The sequence below is a fragment of the Altererythrobacter chaiwopuensis genome (assembly GCF_054957735.1).
Genome location: NZ_JBTXJF010000001.1, coordinates 1547848 through 1574626, shown reverse-complemented (window position 1 = coordinate 1574626; position 26779 = coordinate 1547848). Strand labels below are relative to the sequence as shown.

The 26779-nt window shown below is 62.3% G+C and carries 21 protein-coding genes; 1 reads left to right on the top strand and 20 read right to left on the bottom strand.

Annotation, left to right across the window (positions count from 1 at the left end; genetic code table 11):
* Positions 1–43: 43 nt before the first annotated feature.
* The 20 genes from ACX3VQ_RS07640 to ACX3VQ_RS07545 form a co-directional block, all read right to left on the bottom strand.
* Entirely contained in the window at positions 44–2422 is a 2379-nt protein-coding gene (locus ACX3VQ_RS07640) for a TonB-dependent receptor (RefSeq protein WP_462580276.1), read from the bottom strand.
* Positions 2423–2685: 263 nt separating this feature from the next.
* Positions 2686–4074, bottom strand: a complete 1389-nt coding sequence (locus ACX3VQ_RS07635) for an ammonium transporter (protein WP_462580274.1) — start codon at positions 4072–4074, stop codon at positions 2686–2688.
* 17 nt (positions 4075–4091) lie between these two features.
* The gene (locus ACX3VQ_RS07630) at positions 4092–4430 is read right to left on the bottom strand and encodes a P-II family nitrogen regulator (RefSeq protein ID WP_462570646.1); all 339 of its coding nucleotides are present in this window, start codon (positions 4428–4430) and stop codon (positions 4092–4094) included.
* A 168-nt stretch (positions 4431–4598) separates the two neighbouring features.
* On the bottom strand, positions 4599–5333 hold the full coding sequence (locus tag ACX3VQ_RS07625) for an endonuclease/exonuclease/phosphatase family protein (protein ID WP_462580273.1): 735 nt from the start codon (positions 5331–5333) through the stop codon (positions 4599–4601).
* Entirely contained in the window at positions 5302–5877 is a 576-nt protein-coding gene (locus ACX3VQ_RS07620; RefSeq protein ID WP_462580271.1) for a pyridoxamine 5'-phosphate oxidase family protein, read from the bottom strand. Before ACX3VQ_RS07620 ends, ACX3VQ_RS07625 begins: the two co-directional genes overlap by 32 nt.
* The gene (locus ACX3VQ_RS07615; protein WP_462580270.1) at positions 5877–6758 is read right to left on the bottom strand and encodes an alpha/beta fold hydrolase; all 882 of its coding nucleotides are present in this window, start codon (positions 6756–6758) and stop codon (positions 5877–5879) included. Before ACX3VQ_RS07615 ends, ACX3VQ_RS07620 begins: the two co-directional genes overlap by 1 nt.
* 37 nt (positions 6759–6795) lie before the next feature.
* The gene (locus ACX3VQ_RS07610) at positions 6796–8331 is read right to left on the bottom strand and encodes a peptide chain release factor 3 (RefSeq protein WP_462580269.1); all 1536 of its coding nucleotides are present in this window, start codon (positions 8329–8331) and stop codon (positions 6796–6798) included.
* A gap of 21 nt (positions 8332–8352) precedes the next feature.
* Complete coding sequence (locus tag ACX3VQ_RS07605) at positions 8353–9315, bottom strand: hypothetical protein (protein WP_462580267.1); 963 nt, start codon at positions 9313–9315, stop codon at positions 8353–8355.
* Entirely contained in the window at positions 9308–11719 is a 2412-nt protein-coding gene (pheT, locus tag ACX3VQ_RS07600) for a phenylalanine--tRNA ligase subunit beta (protein WP_462580266.1), read from the bottom strand. Before pheT ends, ACX3VQ_RS07605 begins: the two co-directional genes overlap by 8 nt.
* Positions 11716–12816 carry a phenylalanine--tRNA ligase subunit alpha gene (pheS, locus tag ACX3VQ_RS07595; RefSeq protein WP_462580265.1) on the bottom strand — a complete coding sequence of 367 codons (1101 nt, stop codon included), beginning with the start codon at positions 12814–12816 and terminating at the stop codon, positions 11716–11718. The genes pheT and pheS overlap by 4 nt, the downstream gene beginning before the upstream one ends.
* A 216-nt stretch (positions 12817–13032) precedes the next feature.
* Positions 13033–13392 carry a 50S ribosomal protein L20 gene (gene rplT, locus ACX3VQ_RS07590; protein ID WP_462570658.1) on the bottom strand — a complete coding sequence of 120 codons (360 nt, stop codon included), beginning with the start codon at positions 13390–13392 and terminating at the stop codon, positions 13033–13035.
* A gap of 26 nt (positions 13393–13418) precedes the next feature.
* Positions 13419–13622: a 50S ribosomal protein L35 gene (gene rpmI, locus ACX3VQ_RS07585; RefSeq protein WP_165195972.1), complete on the bottom strand. Its 204-nt coding sequence runs from the start codon at positions 13620–13622 to the stop codon at positions 13419–13421.
* A 363-nt stretch (positions 13623–13985) separates the two neighbouring features.
* Complete coding sequence (locus tag ACX3VQ_RS07580) at positions 13986–14522, bottom strand: molybdopterin-binding domain-containing protein (protein ID WP_462570660.1); 537 nt, start codon at positions 14520–14522, stop codon at positions 13986–13988.
* An 8-nt stretch (positions 14523–14530) separates the two neighbouring features.
* Positions 14531–15547, bottom strand: a complete 1017-nt coding sequence (gene moaA, locus ACX3VQ_RS07575) for a GTP 3',8-cyclase MoaA (protein WP_462580264.1) — start codon at positions 15545–15547, stop codon at positions 14531–14533.
* Positions 15544–16356, bottom strand: a complete 813-nt coding sequence (locus ACX3VQ_RS07570; RefSeq protein WP_462580263.1) for a peptidylprolyl isomerase — start codon at positions 16354–16356, stop codon at positions 15544–15546. The genes moaA and ACX3VQ_RS07570 overlap by 4 nt, the downstream gene beginning before the upstream one ends.
* Positions 16349–17104: a respiratory nitrate reductase subunit gamma gene (gene narI, locus ACX3VQ_RS07565; RefSeq protein ID WP_462570665.1), complete on the bottom strand. Its 756-nt coding sequence runs from the start codon at positions 17102–17104 to the stop codon at positions 16349–16351. The genes ACX3VQ_RS07570 and narI overlap by 8 nt, the downstream gene beginning before the upstream one ends.
* Positions 17105–17106: 2 nt before the next feature.
* Positions 17107–17793 (bottom strand): nitrate reductase molybdenum cofactor assembly chaperone, encoded by a 687-nt coding sequence (narJ, locus tag ACX3VQ_RS07560; protein ID WP_462580261.1) that lies wholly within the window; start codon positions 17791–17793, stop codon positions 17107–17109.
* Positions 17790–19337 carry a nitrate reductase subunit beta gene (gene narH, locus ACX3VQ_RS07555; RefSeq protein ID WP_462580260.1) on the bottom strand — a complete coding sequence of 516 codons (1548 nt, stop codon included), beginning with the start codon at positions 19335–19337 and terminating at the stop codon, positions 17790–17792. The genes narJ and narH overlap by 4 nt, the downstream gene beginning before the upstream one ends.
* Complete coding sequence (locus ACX3VQ_RS07550; RefSeq protein ID WP_462580259.1) at positions 19334–23071, bottom strand: nitrate reductase subunit alpha; 3738 nt, start codon at positions 23069–23071, stop codon at positions 19334–19336. Before ACX3VQ_RS07550 ends, narH begins: the two co-directional genes overlap by 4 nt.
* The gene (locus ACX3VQ_RS07545; RefSeq protein ID WP_462580258.1) at positions 23068–25815 is read right to left on the bottom strand and encodes a nitrate/nitrite transporter; all 2748 of its coding nucleotides are present in this window, start codon (positions 25813–25815) and stop codon (positions 23068–23070) included. The genes ACX3VQ_RS07550 and ACX3VQ_RS07545 overlap by 4 nt, the downstream gene beginning before the upstream one ends.
* Positions 25816–26031: 216 nt before the next feature.
* Here ACX3VQ_RS07545 and ACX3VQ_RS07540 point away from each other — a divergent pair, with 216 nt between their 5' ends.
* Entirely contained in the window at positions 26032–26718 is a 687-nt protein-coding gene (locus tag ACX3VQ_RS07540; protein ID WP_462580256.1) for a helix-turn-helix domain-containing protein, read from the top strand.
* Positions 26719–26779: the final 61 nt, after the last annotated feature.

Here is a 26779-nt window from a genome sequence, read left to right as displayed (position 1 = left end):
GACCTTTCGGCCCGCCCCCCGAATTCTCCGAACTAACCTCCGGTCAGAAGGTCTGGCGGGCAGTGATACCGAACGTCCGTGGCTGGCCAATGTTGTAGCCAAGCCGCGCCCGTCCGCCGCGTTCGCGATCGAACGAGAGCAAGGCGTTCTCGTCAAACAGATTGTTGACGTAAGCCGTCAATGACAGGCCCCTGTCGAATTCCAACCCGGCGCTGATATTGACCAGCTGATAATCGGGCAGCAGCAGATTGACAGTGGTCGATGCATCCGCCGGAGCGCCTCCAAACGGCAGGCCGTGCACGAAAGTGCGCGGGTTGTTTTCCTGGTCCGCAGGCTGTGTGAAACGAGAGCCGACGTGCTGGAACGAGGCGGCGAGGAAGGCGATTGTGCCGCTTGCCAAATCCCATTCGTAGCTGCCGCTGGCGGTCAGCTGGAACTCGGGCACGGAAGGCAGGCGGTTGCCCTCGCGAATGCCAGTAGCCGTGGCCAGCGGTTCGGGCAGGGTGGTGTCGAATTCGGATTCGATCACACTGCCCGACAGGTTGAAATTCAGGCCTTGCACTGGGTTTACCCCAAGCTCGAACTCCAGCCCGAGAGAATGGGCTTCCTCGACGTTGAAGACAATCCGTGACGAACAACTTCCGGCATCGAGCGTGACCTGCAGATTGCTGATATCATTATAGAAACCAGCCGCATTGAAGGTAAAGCCACTTCCTTGCGTCTTCACGCCCACTTCGTAGTTCCACAGCTTCTCGTCCTCGTAATCCTGAAAGCCGCCAAACAGCGCGAGATCCTGCGGGTTGCACAGAGGGGTGTTGAGCGGATCGTTAACCCCGCCAAGGCGGAAGCCGCGCGAAACCTGGGCATTCACCGTAACATTCGGATTAAGTTCGTAGCTGACCAGGAAACGCGGCGTGAAACCATCGGAAGAGGTTTCGTCCACCACCCCGCTGTCACCATTGGCGAACAGGCCGCCGGATGTAATCGTGCGGGTCTCTTCGAAATCGTAGTAGCGCCCGCCAACGGTGACCGTGAGAGCATCGCTCACGGCCAGGCTAGTCTCGCCGAAGATCGCAAGCTGTTCGATATCGTAAGGCAGATCGGAATTGAACGGTGAATCGGCCGGGAAGCCGTTGGCCACCGCGGCTGAGGTTCCCGCGCCCAGCACCTGATCCGTAAAGGCATCATAGCCCGGTGTTGGCAGGCGCTGGTTATAATCGCGCTTGGTATCGGAATAGAACGCCCCGATCAGCCATTGCAGCGGCCCGCTGGTGTTCGACGCAAGCCGCGCTTCCTGGGTGAAGGTTTCCAGCTTGGTGGTGTCGATCAGGTTTGACGGCAGCAATACCGCTTCATCGGGAAAGCCAAGGTCAACCGAGACCGAACCGGTCAGCGCGCTGGCATCGCGGCTCACCACGATATTGCGATCGATGTAGCTCGATACCGAGGTCAGCGTGACGCCGCCGATATCGAAATTCATCGTCAGGTCCGCGATGATCGTTTCATCCTCGAACCCTTCGCGCAGGAGCAGATATTGCTCGCGCTCACCCAGCTGCACCGGAGGGCGGGTGGTGGTGAACGGGTTGGCGAACAGGCTGTAGAATTCCTGCCGGTTGAACCCGTTCGCTTCGACCTTTTGATAGACGATCCGCGGCGTAATCGAGATCCCGTCGCTTGGCTCCAGCGTCAGCGCGATGCGCCCGCCGTAACGCTCGCCATCATTGACGTCTTCCCCGCCTGCCGGGCCGAGTGCATCAACGAAGCCAGCATATTTGGTGTAGTATCCAACCGCACGAACCGCCGCCATATCGCTTAGCGGCACGTTCACCGCGCCCTTGAGATGCCCGCCTACGTCGCCGCCATCGATCAGGTTGAGGTTGGCTTCGACCGCACCTTCCGTGACGCCCAGCTTGGGCTGGTTGGTGATGTAGCGGATGGTGCCGCCAACCGAACCGGAGCCGAACAGCGTGCCTTGCGGGCCGCGCAGAGTTTCCACCCGGTTGAGATCGAACAGATCGAGATCAGGCGTAAACAGCGAGAGCGAAATCACCGATTCGTCAAGATAGACGCCAACCTGTTCCTTCACCCCGGGCTGATCGCGCACGACCTGGCCGGCGGATACGCCGCGCACGGAAACCTGGCTCTGCCCCGGGCCGAGGTTCTGCACCGACAGACCAGCCACATTGCGCGACAGGTCTTCCAGTGTCACTGCGCCCGAACGCTGAATGTCCTCAGCCGTCTGCGCGTTGATCGAGAAAGGCACATCCTGAATTGTTGAATCGCGCTTGGTCGCCGTGACGATGATAACGTTGCCGGTTTCGGCCTCTTCACTTCCGGCGTCCTGCGCCATTGCCGGACTTGCGACTAGGCCAGTGGCACAACCTGCGAGCAATATGGCACGAAGGGTAGTCAATTTCTGCATGGGGTCTCTCCACTAAAATCGGGCGTTGCATCCCGAAATGCGCGGAAATTGATTCGAATTGCGTGCCGACACAATAGCGCGCTTCATACCGACGCTATCTGGCCACAGCCATGTGATATTTCTGCCACTTAAGTGGCTGACAAAAAAGGGGCCGGAGCGGCTGGCTCCGGCCCTTCCAAGTTGGTTTGTTCGCAGGAGGAACAAGGTGAGGCGGGGGAGGAGGGAGAGGAGAGAGAGGTTCCTCACCCCGCCAAACTGGTTGATCAATTATAGGCGCGCTCTCCGTGCTCGCCGATGTCGAGGCCGTCATGCTCGGTCTCTGGCGTAACCCGCAGGCCGATAACTGCCTTGACGATGATGGCGGCGATCGCCGTGCCGATTCCGGCCCACAGTATTGCCACGACCACGGCCTTGATCTGGATCCAGACTTGCGCGCTCATGACATATTCAGCCGCATCGCCCGGTCCGCCGAGAGCCGGGGAATAGACGATCCCCGTGCCGATTGCGCCAACGATCCCGGCGATGCCGTGGATGCCGAACACGTCGAGCGCGTCATCATAACCCAGCTTCGGCTTGAGCTTGGCAACCGCGTAATAGGCGATTGCCGAAGCCACCAGGCCCAGCACAATCGCACCAAGCGGTCCGCTGTTGCCGGCAGCCGGGGTCACCGCGACCAGGCCGGCAATGATGCCCGAGGCAAAGCCGAGCGCCGACGCCTTGTGACCGGCCAGCTTTTCCATCAACATCCAGCCCAGCGCACCTGCGGCGGTGGCCACGAAGGTGTTGATCATGGCCAGCCCGGCAATGCCATCAGCTTCGAGTTCCGAACCTGCATTGAATCCGAACCAGCCCACCCACAGCAAACCGGCGCCAACCAGCGTCAGCGTGAGGCTGTGCGGCGGCATGGGTTCAGTTGGGTAGCCCTTGCGCTTGCCGAGGAACATGGCGAGCACCAGCGCCGAGACACCGGCATTGATGTGCACCACGGTGCCGCCGGCAAAATCGAGCGCGCCCCATTCGAAGATCAGGCCACCGCCCGCCCACACCATATGCGCGATCGGGAAATAGACGATTGTCAGCCAGATGGCCGTGAACAGCATCGCAGCCGAAAACTTGATGCGCTCTACTGTGGCGCCCAGCACCAGCGCCGCGGTAATGGCGGCGAAGGTCATCTGGAAGCTGACGAAAACATACTCGCTGATCACTTCGTCAGAAAAGGTCGCAGCCGTGCTGTCAGGCGTGACACTCGAGAGGAAATAGCTGCCACCGCTGATGAAGGCGCCCAGCATTCCCTCGGGAGCGGCGGGCCCGAACGAGAGCGAATAGCCCCAGCCAACCCAGATCAGCATGGCGAGGCAGGCCGCCCCGCCGACCTGCGTCATGGTGCTGAGCATGTTCTTCTGCCGGGTCAGGCCGCCATAGAACAGCGCCAGCCCTGGCAGGATCATCAGCAGGACGAGTATGGTCGCGGTCATCATCCAGGCATTATTGCCGGGATTGGCGACAGCAGCGGCTGCTTCGACAGCCTCGGCCGGAACGGCTTCGGCCACCGTCTCTGCCACTGCCTCGGCGGCTTCCTGCGCGAAGGCAGCACTTGCGGCAAACATCGAAGCGCCAAGCGCCCCTGTGCCGGTAACGAATTTGCGGATCATTGGTGAACCCCTTGTCATTATAGCGCCGTGTCGCCGGTCTCGCCGGTGCGGATCCGGGTGGCGGAAGCGAGATCGAGGACGAAAATCTTGCCGTCACCGATGGCATCGGTGTTGGCGGCTTGCTGGATCGTCTCGACGACCTGCGCGGCAATCTCGTCGCTGGCTGCGATTTCCAGTTTCACCTTGGGGAGCATATTGGTGGAATATTCCGCTCCGCGGTAGATTTCGGTCTGGCCCTTCTGGCGGCCAAATCCCTTGACTTCGGACACGGTCATGCCCGCGATCCCGATATTGCCCAGCGCGTCGCGGACTTCATCGAGCTTGAATGGTTTGATTACGGCGATGATGAACTTCATCTCTGCCCCCTTCTGCGCACCGGGCCCATCCCGGCTCGAAGAGAACAGCAAAAGCCGTGCCATTTTATGCAAGCTGCTGATAAATTATGATTTACGGCGTAACGAGGCCTGCCTGCAAATAAGGCAAAAGTCGATATAATGCCTATTTATTAATCTCACGCCTAGATTTTAGGCATAGCGCAGCCGCGCCCAGACCGGCAGGTGATCCGATGCCTGAGCCGCCAGCGCGCTGTGATGGACGCCGCTATCGATATAGTCCCAGTGGGGCGTCGCCACGATCCGGTCGAGCGGGGCAACCGGTCGCCGCGCGGGATAGCTTGGCCCTGGAGTGATCTGCTGCCAGCCCACGCCAAAGGCCTGCATGGCGCCGGTCAGGCGCCCCCACTGGTTGAAATCGCCCATGATAACCGTCGGCATGGCAAGCCTGCTCGCGCATTGTTTCAGCATGGCGTGGATCTGGTCCCTGCGCCTGAGGCCTGAAAGATCGAGATGCGCGCCAAGAATCCTGAGGCTCTGCCCTTCGACGACAAGTTCCCCCAGCGCCGCTCCGCGCGGTTCGAGTGTGGGCAGGTCAAGCGGCTCGGCCAGCGTGCAGTCGATCTCGCGCCGCACCAGCAGGGCATTGCCATGCCAGCCCAGGCTTCGCGGCCGCTCAGCGACTGCCAGTGGTCGCCAATGCGTGTCATCAAGCAGCGCGCGCGGAAGAACCGATGCGCGCTGGCCAAAGCGGCGGTCAGCCTCTTGCAAGGCAATGATATCGGCGTCCATCTCGCGCAGCACAGCGATGATCCGATCGGGGTCGCGATTCCCGTCAAGGCCCACTGCCTTGTGGATGTTGTAGCTGGCGAAAGTCAGCTCCACCTGGCGGCGCTCAGCCCGGTCCTGCTTCCGGCTCGCCAGCAATGTAGCGATCGGTGGGGCGCGCAGGCAAACCGTCGATGCTCCGGTCGCGCGAACCAGCCTTGGCAACCCATTTGTCCGGGTCCTGCTGCGCATGATATTTGACCAGCGTTGCACGCTCATGCTCCAGTTGCATAACCGGCACACCCCAGCCGCAGCTGGTCTGCACGCTCTCGACATCGATCACGAAGATCTGGCGCGTGCCGGGCAGCAGCGTGAAATGCGCCGCCAGATCGCTCCATTCATTGTCCTGCGGCAAGACCGCCCGCCCGCGGCCATAGATGCGCAGGATCAGCGCAGGCTGCTGGAAATTGCAGAACATGATCGTGATGCGGCCATCGGCGGCGAGGTGGGCATGGGTCTCGTTGCCCGAACCGCCAAGATCGAGCCAGGCGACCTGTGTGGGCGAGAGCACGCGGAAGGCGTCATAGCCCTTGGGGCTGAGGTTGATGCGCGCGCCCTCGGCAGCCGTGGCGACGAAGAACACCGGCTGCTTGCCGATCATCTCGACATGCTTATCGTTCAGGGAGTCAAAGAAGTCAGCCATCAGAGGAAATCCCGCAGGGTTGCCATGAAGCGGTCAAACTGGTCGTGGTGGAGCCAATGCCCCGCCTGCTCGAACTCGATCACTTCGGCATTGTTGAAATGCTTGATCCGCCCGTCCCTGGCCGGGTTCGAAGCCCAGCTGTCCGCGCCATAGAGCAGCAGTGTGGGGCAGGTGATTGCGCCCCAGACCTGGTGCAGGAACTCGTCGGCAATGTCTTCCACACCCCAGACATTGAGATGCGGGTCAAACTTCCAGCTGAAGGTGCCATCCTCGTTGCGGTTGACGCCGTGAATGGTGAGATGCCGCGCCTGCTCTTCGGTGAGGTAGCTATTTTCCTCGATCATGCGTGCGAAGGCATCCTCGATCGACTTGTATTTGCGCGGCAATCGCCCCGATGCGGCGCGCTTGTTGCCGATCCATTCGGCGAAGCGTTCCGGATAGGGCGTAGAGCGCATTTCCGCCTGCCGCTGCGGGCTGGGGCCAAGCCCCTCTATCGCCACGATCTTCCTGACCATATCGGGAAACACCCCGGCATAGCGCAGCGCGACATTGCCGCCCATCGAATGGCTGACGATCGTGACCGGGCCGACACCAAGCTGGTGGATCAACTGCGCCAGATCATAGACCATGTCATTGGCGCGGTAATTGCCGTCCGACACCCAATCGCTGTCACCATGCCCGCGGTGATCCATCGCCACCACATGCCAATCCTGGCACAATTGTTCGGCGGCCCAATCCCAGCTGCGCGCATGGTCACGACCGCCATGTACCAGCACCAGCGGCGGTTTGCCGCGGTCCTTCTGAGTCTGGGCCCAATCGACATAGTTGAGCCGCAGGCGCTGCGAGATAAAGGTTTGAGAGTTTGGTCCGGCGAAAATCATGGCGCATCCATGCCGCGAAGCCACACGGCCTGCAAGCCTACCGTTCCTTGGTGGCGGAAAAGGTTAGCTCGGGGTTCTTCTCGGCCTGGTAACTCACGTCCCACGGGCTCCTGGCCATGAACACCAGATCGCCATCGCGGTCGCGCGCAAGATTGGCGCGGTTAAAGTCCTCGAAGCTTTTCTGCGCCGCTTCTGTCCCCTTCAGCCACCGCGCCGTGGCGAATGGCGATGCTTCGAGCCCGGCCTCGACCTTGTATTCCGCCTCCAGCCGCGAAATCAGCACTTCGAGCTGAAGCTGGCCGACCACGCCCACAATCCATTGCGCCCCGATCTCCGGATAGAAGACCTGGATCACCCCTTCTTCAGAGAGATCGTCCAACGCCTTCCTCAGCTGCTTGGTCTTGGTCGGATCCTTCAGCACCACACGGCGCAGGATCTCCGGCGCGAAATTGGGCAGGCCGGTGAAGCGGATCTGGTTCTTCTCGCTCAGAGTATCGCCCACCCGCAAGGTGCCGTGGTTGGGAATGCCGATGATGTCGCCCGCCTCGGCGGTGTCGGCCAGCTCGCGGTCCTGCGCGAAAAACAGGATCGGTGAGTGGATCGCGATCGGTTTGCCCAGCCCCGAAGGGGTCAGTTTCATGCCGCGTTTGAAGGTGCCTGAAACCATGCGCATGAAGGCGATCCGGTCACGGTGGTTGGGGTCCATATTGGCCTGGACCTTGAAGATGAAGCCGGTCACCTCGTCACGGGTCGGCGGAATTTGCTCCTCGCCGGCCGGCTGCGGGCGCGGCGGCGGGGCATATTTCGCGATCGCATCGATCAGTTCCTCGACCCCGAAATTCTTCAGCGCCGATCCGAAATAGACCGGGGTCAGGTCGCCATTGCGATAAGCCTCGAGGTCGAATTCGGGATAGCCGATCTGCGCCAGCTCGACATTCTCGGCGATTTCAGCAGGCAGGTCTGCATTCGTATCTCGTTTGCCGAGAAATTCCTTTGACCCTCCCTCGGGCCGCGCCACGCTGCCGCTGGCGAAGTCGAGAATGCCCTGGAACTGGCCGCCCATGCCGACGGGATACATCTGCGGCGAGACATCAAGCGCGAGCATATCCGCGATCTCGTCAAGCAGCTCGAACACCGGGCGGCCTTCACGGTCCACCTTGTTGATGAAGGTGATGATCGGCACACTGCGCAGCCGGCAGACTTCGAACAGCTTGCGCGTCTGCGGCTCGATACCCTTGGCCGCATCGATCACCATGATGGCGGAATCGACCGCGGTCAGCGTGCGGTAGGTGTCTTCGGAGAAATCCTCGTGCCCCGGCGTGTCGAGCAGGTTGAAGGTCACGCCATCGCGTTCGAAGGTCATCACGCTGGATGTGACTGAAATACCGCGCTGCTGCTCGATCTTCATCCAGTCCGATCGCGCGCGCCGGGCCTGCCCGCGTGCCTTCACCTCGCCCGCCAAGTGAATCGCGCCGCCTTGCAGCAGCAGCTTCTCGGTCAACGTGGTCTTGCCAGCGTCAGGATGCGAGATGATCGCGAAGGTGCGCCTGGAATTTCCGGGGTTGGAGGTCATTGGTATCCTGTGACTGGTCGATCATTCACCGACAGCGGCGGCGAGCAGGCGCTCGGCACGCCAGTCGGGGTCGCGGAAGGCGCGCTGCTGCCAGTCTGGAAGCAGGCGGTCAACCACAAGGATGAGGGCAAGGCCTTCGTCCTGGCTCCACCAGCGGCCATTGCGGCGTACCGCTCGCAAAGCATCGGACGATGCATGGCCTCCGCCCTCCGGCGACAGGAAGTACTGGTATATCAGCCACTGGCCCATGCCCTCCATCGTCAGGAACACATCATCCATGACAGCAAAGCCAGCCTTTTCGCCGGTGAACCAGCTTGCGCGGCGGCTGCGCATCATTGCGAGGGCCTCACTGGCGAGATCGCGCGCCCTGGAATCGTCCGTCGCCGCTGCGGAAGCGAACAATGCATCGCGCTCGCGAGACCAGGCGGCAACATATTCCGCATCGCCCTCGAAACGATCCTGGACGATGTCGTCGGTCAGCTCATCGTCGGAAACGCCCACCGCGCTCGGCATGCCTGTCAGTGCCTGATTTGCGAGCTCAGTCTGGCGGATGTGCATCATTTCGTGCAGGAGCACGCCATTCATCATCCGCTCAAGACCAACCTCGCTGCTGACCCCTGCAGCACGCCAAACCGACGGCAGGCTCATGGCAAAATAGCCGCCTTCGCCGCTGGCGAAGGAAATTGGCCCCAGAGGTACTTCTGCGCCGTCGGGCAAGGTGGCGACGCCGCTGTGTGGCTCTGCCGTCATTCCCTCGAACTCGCCTCGCAGCAGAAGGTAGGTGCATTGGCTGTCGACTGCTACGACCGTCGGAAGAGGCTGCGGCGCCAGACCAAGCCATCTCGGTTCCGCACCGCGCCATGTTTCGAGGGCCTGTGCCAGCCAGGCGCGATCATCCTCGTTCATATCGCACTGCGCCCACGCGGGGGTAGAGGCGCACGCCGTCAGCAGCACGGCGGCACCGATGGCTGTGTGTCTAGCCACGCAGCTCCGCCCCCTGCTTGGCGGCCGAGGCCACGATCGCATCGGAAATCGCCTTGAGATCGGCATCCGTATAGCTCTTCCCGGCCGGCTGCAGTGTCACTTCGATGGCAATGGATTTCTTGCCCTCGGGCACACCCTGGCCGGCGAACACGTCAAACACGCGCGCATCGACGATGTTCTGCTTGTCGGCGCCGCGCACGGCACGGACCAGTTCGCCTGCAGCCAATTCGGTCGGAACCAGGAAGGCGAAATCGCGCGTCACCGCCTGCAAGGCGGGCGGCGAGTAATGCGCCCGCGCGAAGCTGCCTCCACCCTTTCTTGCCGGAATCGCGTCAAGGAATATCTCGACCGCCGCAACCGGGCCATCGACGTCGAATGCCTTGCAGGTGTTCGGGTGCAGCATGCCGAAGCGCGCCAGCACATTCTTGGGTCCAAGCCGCAAGGTGGCCGATTGGCCAGGGTGGAACTGATCCCCCGCCTCACCCATCACCATCAGGTTCTGGATCGGCGCACCGGCGGCTTCGAGCAGTGCCAGCGCCTCGGCCTTGGCGTCAAAGGCGTCGAACATCACCGCCTTTCCTGATGCCCAGCCGCGCGGAGTCTTTTCGCCCGCCAGCACAATGCCCAGCGTCGCACGCTCGTCGCTCGTGCCATCCTTGCCGCGGAAATAGCGCCGCCCGATTTCGAACAGGCGAAGGCCGTCCGCCCCGCGATCGAGATTGCGCTTGGCCGCGCTGATCAGGCCGGGCAGCAACGAAGGCCGCATGACCTTCATATCCTCGCTGATCGGGTTTTCGAGCGCCCACAACTGCGCCCGCTCATCCTCAGCTTGGCGAAGGTCAGCGAAATGTGCCGCCTCCGCCTCGGTGATGAAGGACCAGGTGATCGCTTCATTGAGCCCGCGCGCGGCGGCAGCGCGGCGCAGTTTGCGCTCGATCGCCTGCTGCGGCGTTGCGGTCGGGCGGGCGACACCATCCGCGCGCGGCAAGGGCACGCTCTCCACCTTGTCGAGGCCGTGGATGCGCACCACTTCCTCGACCAGATCGGCTGCGCCCTCGATGTCATGGCGGCGCAGCGGGCAGGTGACATTCCAGTCGCCGCCAACCTTGAAATCAAGACTTTCCAGAATGCGCCGCTGCTGCTCGGCTGGCACATCGACACCGCCCAGGCGCAAGGTGAGCCCTGTATCGAACGCGATCTGCTTGGGAACGCTCGGGGGCGAGCCCGCATGCACCTTCTCGCTTGGCGTGCCGCCTGCCAGATCGACGATCAGCCCAGTCAAAAGGTCGAGCCCGTCGTCGAGGAAATCCGGATCAACCCCGCGTTCGAAGCGCGTGCGTGCATCCGAAGACAGGCCCAGTTTGCGCCCGGTCACGCCGATCCGCGCGGGATCGAAATAGGCGATTTCGAGCAGCACGTCACTGGTGCTTTCGCTGACGCCCGAGTGCTCGCCGCCCATGATCCCGGCGATATCATGCACACCGGCATCATCGGCGATCACCGTCATGCTTTCATCAAGCGTGTAGGTCTTTTCGTTGAGCGCTTGGCATTGCTCGCCCTGCTTGGCGCGGCGCGCAACCACCGCGCCGGTCAGCTTGGCAAGGTCATAGGCATGCGCCGGGCGGCCATAGGCCAGCATCAGATAGTTGGTAAGGTCGACCAGCAGCGAGATCGGGCGCTGCCCGGCGCTTATCAGCCGCTGCTGCAACCAGTCGGGCGAGGTGCCGTTTGTCACGCCCTTGACCACGCGGCCATAGAAGGCCGGGCATCCATCGGGATCATCGGTGCGGATTTCTACCGGGCAGGCACCCGCAGCTTCGAAGGCGGGAATCGCAATCGGCTTGAGCGTCCCCAGGCCTGCAGCCGCAAGATCGCGCGCAATACCGTAGACGCCCATGCAGTCGGGCCGGTTGGGGGTGATTGCCACGTCGATCACCGGCGAAGCACCGTGATATTCGGCGAAGCTGGTGCCTACAGGCGCATCATCGGGCAGTTCGATGATGCCGCTGTGCTCATCGCCCAGCTCAAGCTCGCGCACGCTGCACATCATGCCATTCGATTCGACCCCGCGGATCGCGCTCTTGCGCAGCTCCATGCCATTGGCCGGCACCACTGCGCCGGGCAGGCCCAGCACGCCCTTCATCCCTGCGCGGGCATTGGGCGCGCCGCACACCACCTGCAGCGGATCGCCTTCACCCGTGTCAACGGTGAGCACCTGCAGCTTGTCGGCATCGGGGTGCCGGGCAGCGGTGAGCACTTGAGCGACGCGGAAACCGGCGAGCCTGTCCGCTGGGTCTTCCACGCCATCAACCTCGAGCCCGATGGCGTTGAGCGCGTCGACAATCTCCTTCACCGAGGCTCCGGTTTCGAGATGGTCCTTCAGCCATGCAAGCGAGAACTTCATGCTTTCGCTCCTACGCCGGCAGAAAGGGTGGGCTGGTCGAAGGGGCTGAAGCCAAAGTGCCTCAGCCAGCGCACGTCGCCATCGAAGAAGGCGCGCAGATCGTCCATCCCGTATTTGAGCATGGCCAGCCGGTCGACGCCCAGGCCCCAGGCAAAGCCCTGCCATTCGTCAGGGTCGAGGCCGCCCATCTCGATCACGCGGCGGTTGACCATGCCGCTGCCGAGCAGCTCCATCCAGTCATGCCCATCGTCATCGCCTGAACCGCCGACCACGCGGCGGCCGCCTTCGTTGGCATAGCCGACATCGACTTCGACCGAAGGCTCGGTGAAGGGGAAGTAGCTCGGGCGCAGCCGCAGCACGATATCGTCGCGCTCGAAAAACGCCTTGAGGAAAGTCTCGAGCGTCCATTTGAGGTGCCCCAGGTGGATGCCGCGATCGATCACCAACCCTTCCACCTGGTGAAACATCGGCGTGTGCGTCGCATCGCTGTCGCTGCGATAGACGCGGCCCGGCGCGATGATCCTCAGCGGCGCGCCCTGCTCCAGCATGCTGCGGATCTGCACTGGCGAGGTGTGAGTCCTGAGCAGCATGGCGCGCCCATGGCCATCACGGTCGGGGAAATAGAACGTGTCATGCATTGCGCGCGCGGGATGGCTTTCATCCATGTTGAGCGCTGTGAAATTGTGCCAGTCGTCCTCGATCTCAGGCCCGGTAGCGACCGCGAAACCCAGATCGGCGAAGATTTCCGCCAGCTCGTCCATCACCTGGCTCACCGGATGCACCGAGCCCAGCGGCGCCTCGGGTGCAGGCAAGGTCAGGTCCAGCCGCTCGCTGGCCAGCTGCGCCTCCAGCACGGCACTTTCGAGTGCCTGTTTCTTGGCAGCAATTGCATCGGCAACTTCGCCGCGAATAGCCTGGATCGCGGGTGCGGCTGCGCTCCGCTCATCAGGGCTCATCTGGCCAAGCGTCTTCAGCGCCAGGCTGATCCAGCCCTTCTTGCCCAGTGCCGCAAGGCGCTGTTCCTCCAGCGCATCGAGCGTTCCTGCCGCGCCAATCGCGGCCAGTGCCGCATCCTTCTGTGTGGTCAAATCGGTCATTGTGTCAGATTCACTTTCGAGCGCGCTCCGCTAGCGGCAAATGGCGCTCAAGGCAAAGTGCTTTCCGGCCGGGTGAGGTACCCATGCAGGCACCCGTCTGTGCAGGCGGTGCCCGGCGTCAGGATCGAGCTGCCAATTCCGGCCCGCATTCACAAATGGAAAGGCGCCGGAAGTTTCCCCCCAGCGCCTCCCGGAAATTCCAGCCTTCGGCCAGGCTTACGCGGGCAGAGCGCCCTTGGCCTGGGCGATCACCGCCTTGAACGCGCCTTCCTCGTTCATGGCCAGATCGGCCATCGCCTTGCGGTCAAGCTCGATACCGGCAAGCTTTGCGCCGTGCATGAACTGCGAATAGGTGAGGCCTTCGGCGCGCACCGCCGCGTTGATCCGCTGGATCCACAGCGCGCGGAAGTTGCGCTTCTTGATCTTGCGATCGCGATAGGCGTACTGGCCGGCCTTCTCCACCGCCTGGCGGGCGATGCGGATGGTATTCTTGCGGCGGCCGCGATAGCCCTTGGCCTGGTCGAGCAGCCGCTTGTGCTTCTGGCGCGTGGTCACGCCGCGTTTGATGCGAGGCATATCAGATTCTCCTTAAACCAGCGCGCTCAGTCGAGCCCGTAGGGGGCCCATTTCTTCACCGTCTTGGTGTCGGCTTCCGACAATACGGTGGTGCCACGGTTGGTGCGGATATACTTCGCATTATGGCTGATCAGGCGGTGGCGCTTGCCCGCGACACCATGCTTGATCTTGCCGGTTGCGGTGATCTTGAAGCGTTTCTTCACACCGCTTTTGGTCTTCAGCTTGGGCATTTTCATCTCCTAATCAAGAGACACGTCCGAACCGGCCCTGGCAGCCCTTGTCGCCAGGCAGGCAGATGAATCACGTGTCAGTGAAGGCGCGCGCAATAGCGATCTGACCGCAAAATGCAAGGAGTGTTTGACGGGTGCGAGTCCTGCAGGATGGAACACATGGAACACAGTCCAAGGGAAACAAAGCAGCCCTTCCGCAGCGGGGCGGCCAGGCGCGCGAGAGCGAGGGTTTCGCGCGCGCGGATGGACATGCTGCTGAAGCGAGGCGGTACGGCGGATCGCATGGTCAGAGGATAGCCGGTACGCGCAGGGTAGGAAAACAAGCCCTTCCTTCCTTGAAGGAACGGGCGCGGACAGAGCCAATCAGGCACACACCTCGCGCAGGCGGGGCAATGCGCCAGCGATCGAGCAGGGTTTGTGGCGGCTGTCGAATTCCAGTTCCAGCAGGCCGTCCCATGCATCGCGGCAGGCGCCGGTCGATCCCGGCACGCAGAAGATGAAGGCATCGCCCGCCTGCCCGGCAAAGGCGCGCGATTGCATGGTGGCAACCCCCACGCTGGCAAGGCTTTTATGGTGGAACGCCGCCGAAAACCCGTCCATCTCGCGCCGCAGCAAGGGCCTCACCGCCTCGGGCGTATTATCGCGCGGGGAAAAGCCGGTACCGCCGGTGGTGAGGATGATCTCGATCTCGGGCCGCGCCAGCCAGGCCTGCAATTGCGCGCGGATATCGGCGATTTCGTCGCGCACGATGGCGCGATCATACAGCCGGTGCCCTGCGCTCTGGAGCCGTTCGGCCAGCAGCGCGCCCGAACTGTCGGTTTCGAGCGTGCGCGTGTCGGAAATGGTCAGCACCGCCATGCCAAGCGGGTGAAAGGTTAGTGTTTCGTCGATTCCCGGCATGGCCAGCCTTATCCTCCGATGGATGCTAGATGCGGCGTCGCGCCGCTGTTTCCCTCGTGTAGCCGATGCGCCGGAGCCTTTGTGCTGACAAGTGCGCAAATCCGGTTTGTCAAAGCGGATTGATCTCCTTCTTGCAATAGTGGCCGCAGATCGATCCCGCCATCCCCGAACAGGCACAGATGCAGCCTGCCATCCGATGACAGGCGCAGCCGGTTGCAGCTGGCACAGAAATCCCGCGCATAGGGCGCGATGATGCCGATGCGGCCTTTCGCCTGGCGATGCCCCAGCTCCACCGCCGGCCCCGCGCCCGGCCGGCGCGGCAGGCGCTGCCAGCCCGCAGACTCGAGCCGGTCGATCACGCCTTGCCCGGCCACATGGTGCTGATCGAAGAAGGCGGCATTGTCATTGGTGCGCATCACCTCGATGAAGCGCAGCGACAGGTCGCGCGTGGCGACGAAATCGATCATGGCATGGAGTTCATCGTCATTGATCCCGCGCATCAGCACGGCGTTGAGCTTGATACTCTCGAACCCGGCCGCCTGCGCCGCCTCCACGCCGCGCAACACTTCGCCCAAGCGGTCATGCCCGGTGATCGCGGCAAACCGCGCGGGATCGAGCGAATCCACGCTGATGTTGATTGCGCTGATACCTGCATCGCGCCACGCCTGCGCCCGCTCGGCCAGGCGATAGCCATTGGTGGTCATTGCCACGCGGCGAATTCCGGGCACGCTGGCCACAGCGCGCGCCACCTCCTCGAAATCGCGGCGCAATGTCGGCTCGCCCCCGGTGAGGCGGACCTTCCACAGGCCAAGCTGCGCAAAGGCGCCCACTGCGCGGCGGATTTCCTCCACCGTCAGTTCGGCCGGTCGATGGCACGGCTTTTTGTAGCCATCGGGAAGGCAATAGGTGCAGCGAAAGTTGCAGACTTCGGTCAGCGAGAGTCGCAGATATTCGAACCTGCGGCCGATGCCATCGCGCAGGGGAGCGGCCAGCGGCAGGACATCAAGAGCGCGCTTTTCACTCACTGGACCAGCGGCCCGTCAGCGATGGGCAGGCTCACGCCTTCGATACTGGTCTGGCTGGCGAGAATGGCGAGATATTGCGCCACTGCCTTGCGGTAGCTGGCTTCCTCCAGATAGTCGCAGATCGAGGCTTCAACGGCCTCGAATGGCAATTGCTGCCCCTCGGCCCGCCGCCCGGCGCGGATCACATGCACGCCGAAGCGGGTGCGCACCGGCTCGGAGCAGAGCTCGCCCTCGGCGAGGCCGAACAGCGCGGCTTCGAATTCGGCGACGGTCTGCCCCTTGCCGATCTGGCCGAGATTGCCGCCCTGTTCTTTTGACGGGCAGGCGGATTTGGCCTGCGCCAGTTCGGCAAAGCACGCAGGATCGGCTTGCAACGCGCGAATGGCAGTGCGGGCATCGCCCACGGCCAGGCTGTAGGCAAAGCTGTCGTCAGGGCTGGCCGAGAACAGGATGTGCTCCGCCTCGACCAGCGTCTCGCTGGCGAAACGATCGCTATGTGCATCGAAGAAGCGCCGCGCCTCGGCCTCGGTGGCTTCGGGCACGCGCACTTCACGTTCCAGCAACGCATCGATCAGCGCATCATCCGCCGCGAGCGGGCGGCCCTGTGCGTCGAGCCGTTCGCCCGGTTCGATACCCAGCCGCCCGGCCTCGGCCAGCAGCAATTGCCGGATCGCGAGCGCCTCGGTCGCCTCGGTCCATGCGGTGGCGGCATCGGGCGCGGGGTGGTTCTGGGCTTCGGCGGCGATGGCAGCGCGGGGGATTTCGACCCCGCCAACCCGCACTGCCGCGCGTTCGATCACTTCATCCATGGGTGAGGCTCCGGCGCGAACGGACGATCTGATAGCCGCCGCGCCACAGGTACCGGATTGGAGCCGAGAAAATATGGACCAGCCGGGTAAATGGCAGCAGCAGAAAAATCAGCATGCCCAGCACGAGATGTGCCTGATAAGGCCAATCGAGTCCGGCCACATAGCGGCCGACACTTGGTTCGAATGTAAAAATACCCTGCGCCCAGGCAGACAGCCGCAGCATCACTTCGGCATCGTGGTGCGCCAACGAAAATGGCACGGTGGCGAGCCCCAACACCAGCTGCACAAACAGAATGCCAAGGATGGCATTGTCAGCGAACGGCGAATTTCTGCGAATGCGCGCATCGAAAAAGCGCCGGTGCATCAGCAGCACCAGACCTGCAAGGCAGATCAGCCCAGCTACCGAACCGGCATAGATGGCGACCAGTTGCTTGGTTTCCGCCGAGATAAAGTGCCGATAAATGCTGTGCGGCGTCAGAAGACCAACAAAATGGCCCATGAACAGGAACAGGATGCCGATGTGGAACAGGTTCGATCCCCACATAAGTTGCTTTCGCCGGAGCAACTGGCTCGATCCGGCACGCCATGTGTAGGGCTCGCGATCATAGCGGAAAATGCTGCCGATGATCATCACCGCAAGCGCGATATAGGGCAGCGCCCCGAACAGGAATGTGTTGATCCACAGGTCGATCGGAATGGATGGCAAGGCTTCATGGCCAGCAGGAACGGCGGCAGGTGGACTCGACATGATCAGGCTCCTCGCTCAAAGCGCATGGCGGCAAGCTGGCTCGCGGCAACCGGGCAGGCGGCACCCGGATCGGGTGCGGTTTCGGCAGTGAAGCGGATTTCCTCCTCCTCCCACTGCGCATCAAGCTCTTCCAGGCTCTCCGGGTCGTCAACCGGCGGGAGCGCCTTGGCCGCTTCCTCGTCCATTTCGATGCCCGCAATTTCGCACAGCAGCGCGAACAGCGGGGCATAGTCCGACTGCTTTTCGGCCAGCCGCGCGGCGAGCGCGATCAACACCACGCCCGGTTCGGCCAAGGTATCGCGGGCCGCAGCATCGGGCAGCGTCGAGCAATAATCTAGGAACAGCGGCAGGTAATCGGGCAACTCGTTACCTTCCGGCTCCAGCCCCGCATTGAGGTACCGCTGGCGCAGATCGACCATCGCCTGCCCCCGGTCCCGGCTTTCGCCGTGGACGTGTTCGAACAGATGCAGGCTGTGCGCCCGCCCCCGGTCGAACAGCTCGACATAGGATTCCTGCGCGTCGTAAATGTCGCAGGCCTCCAGCCGGGCAAGCAGCGGTTCGAGCGCGGCAACCCCGGCTTGCGGCAAGGCCGGATCGGCGGTCAGCCGCTGGCGGATCTCGCCCGCTACCGCCTGAAGGTCGCGGGTGGGATATTGCAGCAACAGCGAAATCAGATGGAGCGCTTTCATGGCAGCACCTCCCCTGCAATGTGGGGCGTCGGGGTCTGCAGTTTCTTGCGTGCCGGTTTGGCGCCGAACAAATTGCTCTCGCTTGACCCGCCCGAACAGCCATTGCCGAAGGTGAAGCCGCAGGAGCCGCGTTCCTCGAACATGTCCTCGGCATCCTCACGGTGGCCGGTGGGAATGACGAAGCGATCCTCGTAATCGGCCAGCGCCATCACCTTGTACATGTCCTCGATCTGCGCGCCCGTGAGCCCGACAGCCTCGGCTATGCCCTCGTTCCGCACCCCTTCTACCGTCTTCGCGCGCATGTAACCGCGCATTGCCAGCATCCGCTCAAGGCACAGCGCCACCGGTTCCTCATCGCCTGCGGTGAGCAGATTGGCGAGATACTTCAGCGGAATGCGCAAGCTGCGGACATCGGGCATGTTGTTATTGACCGAAATTTGCCCGGCGCTCGCCGCCGCATTGATCGGCGAGAGCGGCGGCACGTACCATACCATCGGCAGAGTGCGGTATTCCGGGTGGAGCGGGAAGGCGACCTTCCATTCCATCGCCATTTTCCACACCGGCGAATGCCGCGCGGCTTCAAGCCATGCTTCCGGCACGCCATCTTTCCGAGCCTGCTCAATCACTTCCGGATCATTGGGATCAAGGAAAATGTCGAGCTGCGCCTGATACAGGTCTTCGACATTCTCGGCCGATGCGGCTTCCTCGATCCGGTCGGCATCATACAGCATCACGCCCAGATAGCGGATGCGCCCGACGCAGGTTTCGCTGCACACCGTCGGCTGGCCCGCCTCGATGCGCGGATAGCAGAAGATGCACTTTTCCGATTTGCCGGTTTTCCAGTTGTAATAGATCTTCTTGTAGGGGCAGCCCGATACGCACATGCGCCAGCCGCGGCACGTCTCCTGATCGATCAGGACGATGCCGTCTTCCTCGCGCTTGTAGATCGCGCCAGAGGGACAGGCGGCGACACAGGTGGGGTTGAGGCAGTGCTCGCACAGCCTGGGCAGATACATCATGAAGGTGTTTTCGAACTGGCCGTAAATCTCTTTCTGTACCCCTTCGAAGTTGTAATCCTCCGACCGCTTGGAAAACTCACCGCCCAGGATTTCCTCCCAGTTGGGGCCCCATTCGATCTTTTCCATCCGCTGCCCGGAAATCAGGCTGCGCGGGCGCGCGGTGGGGAAAGCCTTGCTTTCGCCCGCCTGCTGCAAATGGGCGTAATCGAAGGTGAAGGGCTCGTAATAATCGTCGATCTCGGGCAGGTCGGGATTGGCGAAGATTTTCGCCAGCACCCGCCACTTGCCGCCCATCTTGGGCCGGATCGATCCGCCGGGGGTGCGCACCCAGCCGCCGTTCCAGCGCTTCTGGTTCTCCCAGTCCTTGGGATAGCCGATGCCGGGCTTGGTCTCGACATTGTTGAACCAGGCGTATTCCATGCCCTCGCGGCTGGTCCACACGTTCTTGCACGTGACCGAGCAGGTGTGGCAGCCGATGCACTTGTCGAGGTTCAGGACCTTGCCGATCTGCGCGCGGATTTTCATGCTGCGTTCTCCCCTTCGGCCAAGGCCCCTTCGAGCCAGTCGACCTTGCTGAGCTTGCGCACGATGACATATTCGTCGCGGTTGGAGCCGACCGTGCCGTAATAATTGAAGCCATAGCATTGCTGGACATATCCGCCGATCATGTGCGTGGGCTTGAGGACCGCGCGCGTGACCGAGTTGTGGATGCCGCCGCGCTGGCCCGTGAGCGGCGATCCGGGCACGTTGGTGATCTTCTCCTGCGCGTGATACATGAACAGCGTGCCTTCCTTCATCCGCTGCGAGACGACCACGCGGGCGACCAGCGCACCGTTGGAATTGAAGGTTTCGACCCAGTCATTATCGACCAGACCGGCCTTGGCCGCGTCCACCTCGCTCATCCACACAATCGGCCCGCCGCGCGACAGGGTGAGCATCAGCAGATTGTCGGTATAGGTCGAATGGATGCCCCATTTCTGGTGCGGGGTGATGAAGTTCAGGATCACGTGCGGCGCGTCCTTCGCCTGATCCAGCATCGGCTTGACCGCCTTGGTGTCGATCGGCGGGCGATAGACGCAGAAGCCCTCGCCAAAGGCGCGCATCCACTTGTGATCCTGATAAAGCTGCTGCCGCCCGGTCAGCGTGCGCCACGGGATCAGTTCGTGCACATTGGTGTAGCCCGCGTTGTAGCACACGTGCTCGCTTTCGATCCCGGACCAGGTGGGTGAGGAGATGATCTTCCTCGGCTGCGCCTGAATGTCGCGGAAGCGGATCTTCTCCTCTTCCTTGGGCAGCGCCAGATGCCTGTGGTCGCGCCCTGTGTTCTGCGACAGCGCATCCCACGCCTTGACGGCCACTTCGCCATTGGTTTCGGGCGCCAGCATCAGGATCACCTCGGCGGCATCAATCGCAGTTTCTATCTGCGGCATGCCTTGGGTAGCCCCCTCCTCCAGCACCGTGCCGTTGAGCTTCCTCAGATTTTCGACTTCGTGCTGGGTGTTCCAGCTGATTCCCTTGCCGCCATTGCCAAGCTTGTCCATCAGCGGGCCGAGCGCGGTGAAGCGGTTGTAGAGCCCCGGATAATCGCGCTCGACCACCGCCACATTGGCCATGGTCTTGCCAGGTATCGCCTCGATCTCGCCATGCCCCCAATCGGCCACATCGAAAGGCTGGGCGATCTCTCCGGGCGTGTCGTGCATGATCGGGGTCAGCACCACATCGTGCTCAACGCCGAGGACTTCGGGCGCAATTTCGGAAAACTTCTTCGCGATGCCCTTGTAGATGTCCCAGTCGCTGCGCGATTCCCACACCGGATCGACTGCCGCCGACAGCGGATGAATGAAGGGATGCATGTCCGAGGTGTTGAGATCGTCCTTCTCATACCAGCTGGCGGTGGGCAGGACGATGTCGGAATAGACGCATGTGGTCGACATGCGGAAGTCCAGCGTCACCAGCAGGTCGAGCTTGCCCTTGGGCGCCTCGTCATGCCACTTCACTTCCTTGGGCTTCTGCGCGCCGGTTTCGCCCAGATCCTTGCCCTGAACGCCGTGGGCTGTGCCGAGCAGGTGCTTGAGGAAATATTCGTGCCCCTTGCCCGATGAACCCAGCAGGTTCGAACGCCACACGAACATGTTGCGCGGCCAATTGGCCGGATCGTCCGGGTCGAAGCATGACATTTCCAATTCGCCGGATTTGAGCGCAGCGGAAACGTAATCCTTTGCCTCCATGCCGCTGGCTTTCACCGCTTTGCCCACTTCGAGCGGGTTGGTCTTGAGCTGGGGCGCGCTTGGCAGCCAGCCCATCCGTTCGGCCCGCGCGTTGTAATCGATCAGGCTGGCGTCCCATTCGCCATCAGGCGCGGTAGGGGAAAGGATTTCCTCCACCCCCAGCGTTTCATAGCGCCATTGATCGGTGTGGGCGTAGAAGAAGCTGGTCGAGTTCATCTGGCGCGGCGGGCGGCTCCAGTCGAGCCCGAAAGCCAGCGGCAACCAGCCGGTCTGCGGGCGCAGCTTTTCCTGCCCCACGTAATGCGCCCAGCCACCGCCCGATTGGCCCACGCAGCCGCACATCACCAACAGGTTGATGATGCCGCGATAGTTCATGTCCATGTGATACCAGTGGTTGAGCCCCGCCCCCAGGATCACCATCGACTTGCCTCTGGTCGCTTCCGCATTGGCGGCGAATTCGCGCGCCACGGTGATGATCTGCTCGGCAGGAACTCCGGTGATCTTTTCCGCCCAGGCAGGCGTGTAAGGTTCCATATCGCCGTAATCGCGCGCCACATGCTCGCCGCCCAGACCGCGGTCGAGGCCGTAGTTGGCGCACAACAGGTCGAACACGGTGGCCACGAAAGCCTTGCCATCCTTTAGCTGCAATTGGCGCACCGCCACGCGGCGCTTCAGGACGCTGGGGTGGTCGGTGCCTTCAAAATGGTCATGCTCGCGATTGCCGAAATAGGGGAAGGCAACCTCCACCACTTCATCATGCTGGCCGTCGAGAATATTGGTCATTCTCAGGACGGTATCGGTGCCGCGCCCGTCTTTCTCTTCGAGGTTCCATTTGCCCTTTTCACCCCAGCGGAAACCGGCCGAGCCAGTGGGGGCCACCACTTCATCGGAGGTGTCGTCGATAGCGACGACCTTCCACTCCGGATTGTTGGCTTCGCCCAGACTGTCGAGGAAATCGCTGGCGCGCAGCAGGCTTTCCGGGATCAGGGCCCCGTCCTTTTCCACCAGCCGCACCAGCATCGGCATGTCGGAATATTTGCGGCAATAATCCTCGAAATACTCTGCCTGCCGGTCAAGATGGAATTCACGCAGGATCACATGGCCCATCGCCATCGCCAGCGCTGCATCGGTGCCCTGCTTGGGATTGAGCCACAAGTCGGCGAATTTGGTAGCCTCGGCATAGTCCGGGCTGACCACCGCGACCTTGGTCCCGCGATAGCGCGCCTCGGTCATGAAGTGGGCGTCGGGCGTGCGGGTCTGCGGCACGTTGGAACCCCACATCATCAGGAAGCCGGAATTATACCAGTCCGCGCTTTCGGGAACGTCGGTCTGTTCGCCCCAGGTCATCGGGCTGGCGGGCGGCAGATCGCAATACCAGTCATAAAAGCTCATGCAGGTGCCGCCGAGCAGCGACAGGTAGCGTGACCCCGCCGCATAGCTCACCATCGACATTGCCGGGATGGGGCTGAAGCCGATCACCCGGTCAGGCCCCCAGGTTTTGGCGGTATAGGCATTGGCGGCGGCGATGATTTCGTTCACCTCGTCCCAGGTCGAACGCACGAAGCCGCCGTGGCCGCGGATCGCGGTATAGCTCTTGCGCTTGGCCGGATCCTCGACGATTGAGGCCCACGCGGCAACCGGAGTTCGCACTGCCCGCGCTTCGCGCCACAGCTTGAGCAAGCGAGAGCGCACCATCGGGTATTTCAGCCGCTGCGCCGAATAGATGTACCAGCTATAGCTCGCCCCGCGCGGGCAGCCGCGCGGCTCGTGATTGGGCAGATCGGGCCGGGTGCGCGGATAGTCGGTCTGCTGCGTTTCCCAGGTGATGATCCCGCCCTTGACGTAGATTTTCCAGCTGCACGATCCAGTGCAATTGACCCCGTGGGTGGAGCGCACGATCTTGTCATGCTGCCAGCGCTGGCGATAGCTATCCTCCCAGCCGCGATTTTCATTGGTGGTGACACCGTGACCTTCGGAAAAGGCGACTTTCTTCTGGTTGAAGAACGTCAGGCGGTCGAGAAGGTGGCTCATGCAGCGGCTCCTTTCATGATTGGGGGAACGGCGGCCGGGGCAGGCGGACGCCCGCGCTCAACCTCGTGCAGCAAGCCGCCGCGGCGGGTATAAACCCACCAGGTGAGCGCCGCGCAGCTGGCATAGAAGATCAGGAAGCCCCACAGCGCCGGCATCGGCGATCCGGTGGCGGCGATCGCGCTACCGAAGCTCTTGGGAATGAAGAAGGCGCCATAGGCTGCAATGGCCGAGGTAAAGCCGACGATTGCCGCCGATTCCTTATCCGCCTGCCGCCTCTGGGCCTCGGCTCCAACTTCGGGCATCAGCCGGGGCACTTCCTGGCGCATGATCGCGGGGATCATCTGGAAGGTGGAGGCATTGCCCACCCCGGTCATGAAGAACATGAAGATGAACATCCCCAGGAAGCCCCACCAATTGCCCGCCTGGAGGAACCAGATCACGCCCAACACGCCCAGCATCATGCCCACGAACACCCAGAAGGTTACGCGCCCACCGCCCCAGCGATCGGACACCCAGCCGGTCGCCGCGCGGCTGAGCGCGCCCACCAGCGGGCCGAGGAACACGAACTTGAGCACGTCGATATCGGGGAACTGGTTCTTGGCCAGCAACGGCAATCCGGCAGAAAAGCCGATGAAGCTGCCGAAAGTGCCGGTGTAGAGCCAGCACATCAGCCAGTTGTGCTTGCGCTGGAAAATCACCGACTGTTCGGCAAAGCTGGCCCTGGCATCGGCAATGTCATGCATACCGAACCACGCAAGCAGCGTGCTGGCGATGATGAACGGCACCCAGATGAAGCCCGCATTCTGGAGCCACATCTGCCCGCCCTCGGCGGTCTGCTGCGGGGCGCCGCCCAGCGCGCCGAACATGCCCGCCACAATCACCAGCGGCACCGCGAACTGCATCACCGACACACCAAGATTGCCCAGCCCGGCGTTGAGCGCCAGCGCATTGCCCTTCTGCGCCTTGGGGAAGAAGAAGCTGATGTTCGACATCGACGAGGCAAAATTGCCCCCGCCAAAGCCGCACAGCAGCGCCAGCACCAGGAAAATGACATAGGGCGTGCCAGGGTTCTGCACCGCGTAGCCGATCCCGAATGCGGGGATCAGCAACGAAGCCGTGCTGAGCGTGGTCCACAGCCGCCCGCCGAAGATCGGCACCATGAAGCTGTAGAAGATCCGCAGCGTCGCACCCGACAGGCCCGGCAGTGCCGCCAACCAGAACAGCTGGTCGGTGGTGTAGTCGAAGCCGATCGAAGGCAGCTTGGCCACCACCATCGACCATACCATCCACACCGCAAAGGCAAGCAGCAGCGCGGGGATCGAGATATAGAGGTTGCGGCGCGCGATCCGTTCACCCGTCTGCTCCCAAAAGCCCGGGTCTTCCGGCTTCCATTCGGTCAGCACCTTGCTCGGCTGCGCGGCCGCATGGCGTGTCTCGTCATGCAACCCGGCCATCTCGGGGAACTGCGGCAAGCTGCGGACATCGATACCGCTGGCTTTCTGCTCCATCTGCCGGATCGCCAGATGCATCCACGTCAGCGCGATCGCCACCAGCGCGAACAGCACCATGAAACAGCTGGTCCAGATGCCGGTAAGATCGCTGACCGCCCCGAACACGATCGGCAGGACGAAACCGCCAAGGCCGCCGACCAGGCCGACCAGCCCGCCGACCGCGCCAACATGGTTCGGGTAATAGACCGGAATGTGCTTGTAGACCGCCGCCTTGCCCAGCGACATGAAGAAGCCCAGCACGAACACCGTGATCACGAAGGGCACCAGGCTCATCGAGGTAGAGAAGGCGATCGGCCCCCGGACCCCGTGGATCACATAGTCGGTCGCCGGATAGCTGAGCATGAACAGCAGAACCAGCGAAACGCCAAAGGTCGCATACATGATCTTACGCGCGCCATATTTATCCGACAGCACCCCGCCATAGGCACGGAAAACGCTGGCCGAGAGCGAGAAGCTCGCCGCCAGCATCCCGGCCGTTTTGACATCGGCCCCGTACAGATCGACGATATAGTGCGGCAGCCATAGCGCCAGCGCCACGAAGGCACCGAAGACAAAGAAATAATAGAGCGAAAAGCGCCACACCTGCTCGTTCTTGAGCGGCTCCAGCTGCTGCTTGAGAGACATGGGCTTGGCGCCGCTGGTCCTGCGCGCGACCAGATCTGGATCATCCTTGGCAAGGAGGAAAAACAGCACCGCGGTGATCGCCAATGCGCCTGCCCATAGCTGCGCCACCATGGTCCAGCCGAACGCCACCATAACCCACGGCGCAACGAACTTGGTCAGCGCAGCACCGACATTGCCCATGCCGAAGAAACCAAGTGCCGAGCCCTGCCTCTCCTGCGGATACCATTTCGAGACATAGGCCACGCCAACCGCGAAACCGCCGCCCGCCAGGCCCAGGCCCAGTGCCGCCAGCAGCATCATCAGATAGCTGTCAGTATAGGACAGCAGGAATGTCGAAACCGCCGAAGCGATCATGGTGAGCGCAAAGACGATCCGTCCGCCATATTGATCAGTCCACACTCCCAGCAGGAGGCGCGTGAGCGACCCGGTGAGGATCGGTGTGCCCACCAGCAGGCCGAACTGCGTGTCGGAAAGGCCCAGCTCTGACTTGATCTCGATCCCGATGATCGCGAAGATCGTCCAGACCGCAAAGCAGATCGTGAAGGCAAAGGTGCTGAGACCCAAGGCTCGGTTCTGTTCGGCACTGGTCACATGGTCTCTTGGCGGCATATGCGGCTCCCGGTGAAAGCTCGGTTGACCAGTTCACGATGCAGTGTTGCATCCCGCAATTTCTTGACCAAGATCAAATCGAACCCTGGAAGCCGCGTAAAATCGGCGCGGCCTGATGCAGCACGCGATCCGACCCGATACAGGTCAAGGGTATGGTTGATATGCATCAATCAAGCGGCTACCATCCCTCGCCAGGCAGCAGGGGTGACAAGGTTCATGAGAAGCGGCGAAAAGCCAGAGATCGCCCGGCTACCTCTGTTCCGCGACATGGATGACACCTTGCGTGAACGGGTCTTTTCGGGCTCGTTCCTGCAGGTGTTTCCACCTCAATTGGTCCTGTTCGAGCTTGGGCAGCGCGCCGATTTCCTGCACGTCTTGGTCGACGGCCTGGTTGAGCTTTCCGTCAACAGCGGCGGGCGCGACACCACCATGCGGATCGTCGAGCCGGTCACCAGTTTTATCCTGGCAGCAGTGGTCAACGACCTGCCCTATCTCATGACCGCGCGCACGCTCGAACCCTCGCGCGTCCTGCTCGTGCCGGCCGCATTGATCCGGGAGGTTATCCGGCAGGACGCGGCTTTGATGCAGGCCACCATGCACGAATTGGCCCTTGCCTATCGCGATCTGGTACGCGCGTTGGCGGACATGAAAATGCGCCAGTCAGCTGAACGGCTGGGCAACTACTTGCTGCAACAGGAGAGCCAGCAGACGGCAGAGGGAACCATCCATTTGAAAGGAGAAAAGCGTCTGCTCGCATCCTTGCTGGGCATGACGCCCGAAAATCTCTCCCGCGCATTTTCGACACTGGCCAGCCACGGCGTGAGGGTCAACGGCGGCAAGATCACGATCATGGATCGCGATGCGCTGTGCGAATTTTCACGACCTGACCCGATTCCGGTCTGATCCTGCCTTGGGGGCAAGATCGATCAAATGCATGACCAGTTGCCGCAGCGGCCAGGCTTGT

Excerpts from the sequence above, each read along its gene's own strand:
- narH (WP_462580260.1), bottom strand. The coding sequence starts at position 19,337 with ATGAAAATCCGCGCGCAGATCGGCAAGGTCCTGAACCTCGACAAGTGC.
- pheS (WP_462580265.1), bottom strand. The coding sequence starts at position 12,816 with ATGACCGATTTGACCACACAGAAGGATGCGGCACTGGCCGCGATTGGC.
- narI (WP_462570665.1), bottom strand. The coding sequence starts at position 17,104 with ATGTCGAGTCCACCTGCCGCCGTTCCTGCTGGCCATGAAGCCTTGCCA.
- rpmI (WP_165195972.1), bottom strand. The coding sequence starts at position 13,622 with ATGCCCAAGCTGAAGACCAAAAGCGGTGTGAAGAAACGCTTCAAGATC.
- ACX3VQ_RS07570 (WP_462580263.1), bottom strand. The coding sequence starts at position 16,356 with ATGGATGAAGTGATCGAACGCGCGGCAGTGCGGGTTGGCGGGGTCGAA.
- ACX3VQ_RS07635 (WP_462580274.1), bottom strand. The coding sequence starts at position 4,074 with ATGATCCGCAAATTCGTTACCGGCACAGGGGCGCTTGGCGCTTCGATG.
- ACX3VQ_RS07620 (WP_462580271.1), bottom strand. The coding sequence starts at position 5,877 with ATGGCTGACTTCTTTGACTCCCTGAACGATAAGCATGTCGAGATGATC.
- ACX3VQ_RS07580 (WP_462570660.1), bottom strand. The coding sequence starts at position 14,522 with ATGCCGGGAATCGACGAAACACTAACCTTTCACCCGCTTGGCATGGCG.
- ACX3VQ_RS07610 (WP_462580269.1), bottom strand. The coding sequence starts at position 8,331 with ATGACCTCCAACCCCGGAAATTCCAGGCGCACCTTCGCGATCATCTCG.
- pheT (WP_462580266.1), bottom strand. The coding sequence starts at position 11,719 with ATGAAGTTCTCGCTTGCATGGCTGAAGGACCATCTCGAAACCGGAGCC.
- ACX3VQ_RS07550 (WP_462580259.1), bottom strand. The coding sequence starts at position 23,071 with ATGAGCCACCTTCTCGACCGCCTGACGTTCTTCAACCAGAAGAAAGTC.
- narJ (WP_462580261.1), bottom strand. The coding sequence starts at position 17,793 with ATGAAAGCGCTCCATCTGATTTCGCTGTTGCTGCAATATCCCACCCGC.
- ACX3VQ_RS07540 (WP_462580256.1), top strand. The coding sequence starts at position 26,032 with ATGAGAAGCGGCGAAAAGCCAGAGATCGCCCGGCTACCTCTGTTCCGC.
- ACX3VQ_RS07615 (WP_462580270.1), bottom strand. The coding sequence starts at position 6,758 with ATGATTTTCGCCGGACCAAACTCTCAAACCTTTATCTCGCAGCGCCTG.
- ACX3VQ_RS07630 (WP_462570646.1), bottom strand. The coding sequence starts at position 4,430 with ATGAAGTTCATCATCGCCGTAATCAAACCATTCAAGCTCGATGAAGTC.
- ACX3VQ_RS07545 (WP_462580258.1), bottom strand. The coding sequence starts at position 25,815 with ATGCCGCCAAGAGACCATGTGACCAGTGCCGAACAGAACCGAGCCTTG.
- rplT (WP_462570658.1), bottom strand. The coding sequence starts at position 13,392 with ATGCCTCGCATCAAACGCGGCGTGACCACGCGCCAGAAGCACAAGCGG.
- ACX3VQ_RS07640 (WP_462580276.1), bottom strand. The coding sequence starts at position 2,422 with ATGCAGAAATTGACTACCCTTCGTGCCATATTGCTCGCAGGTTGTGCC.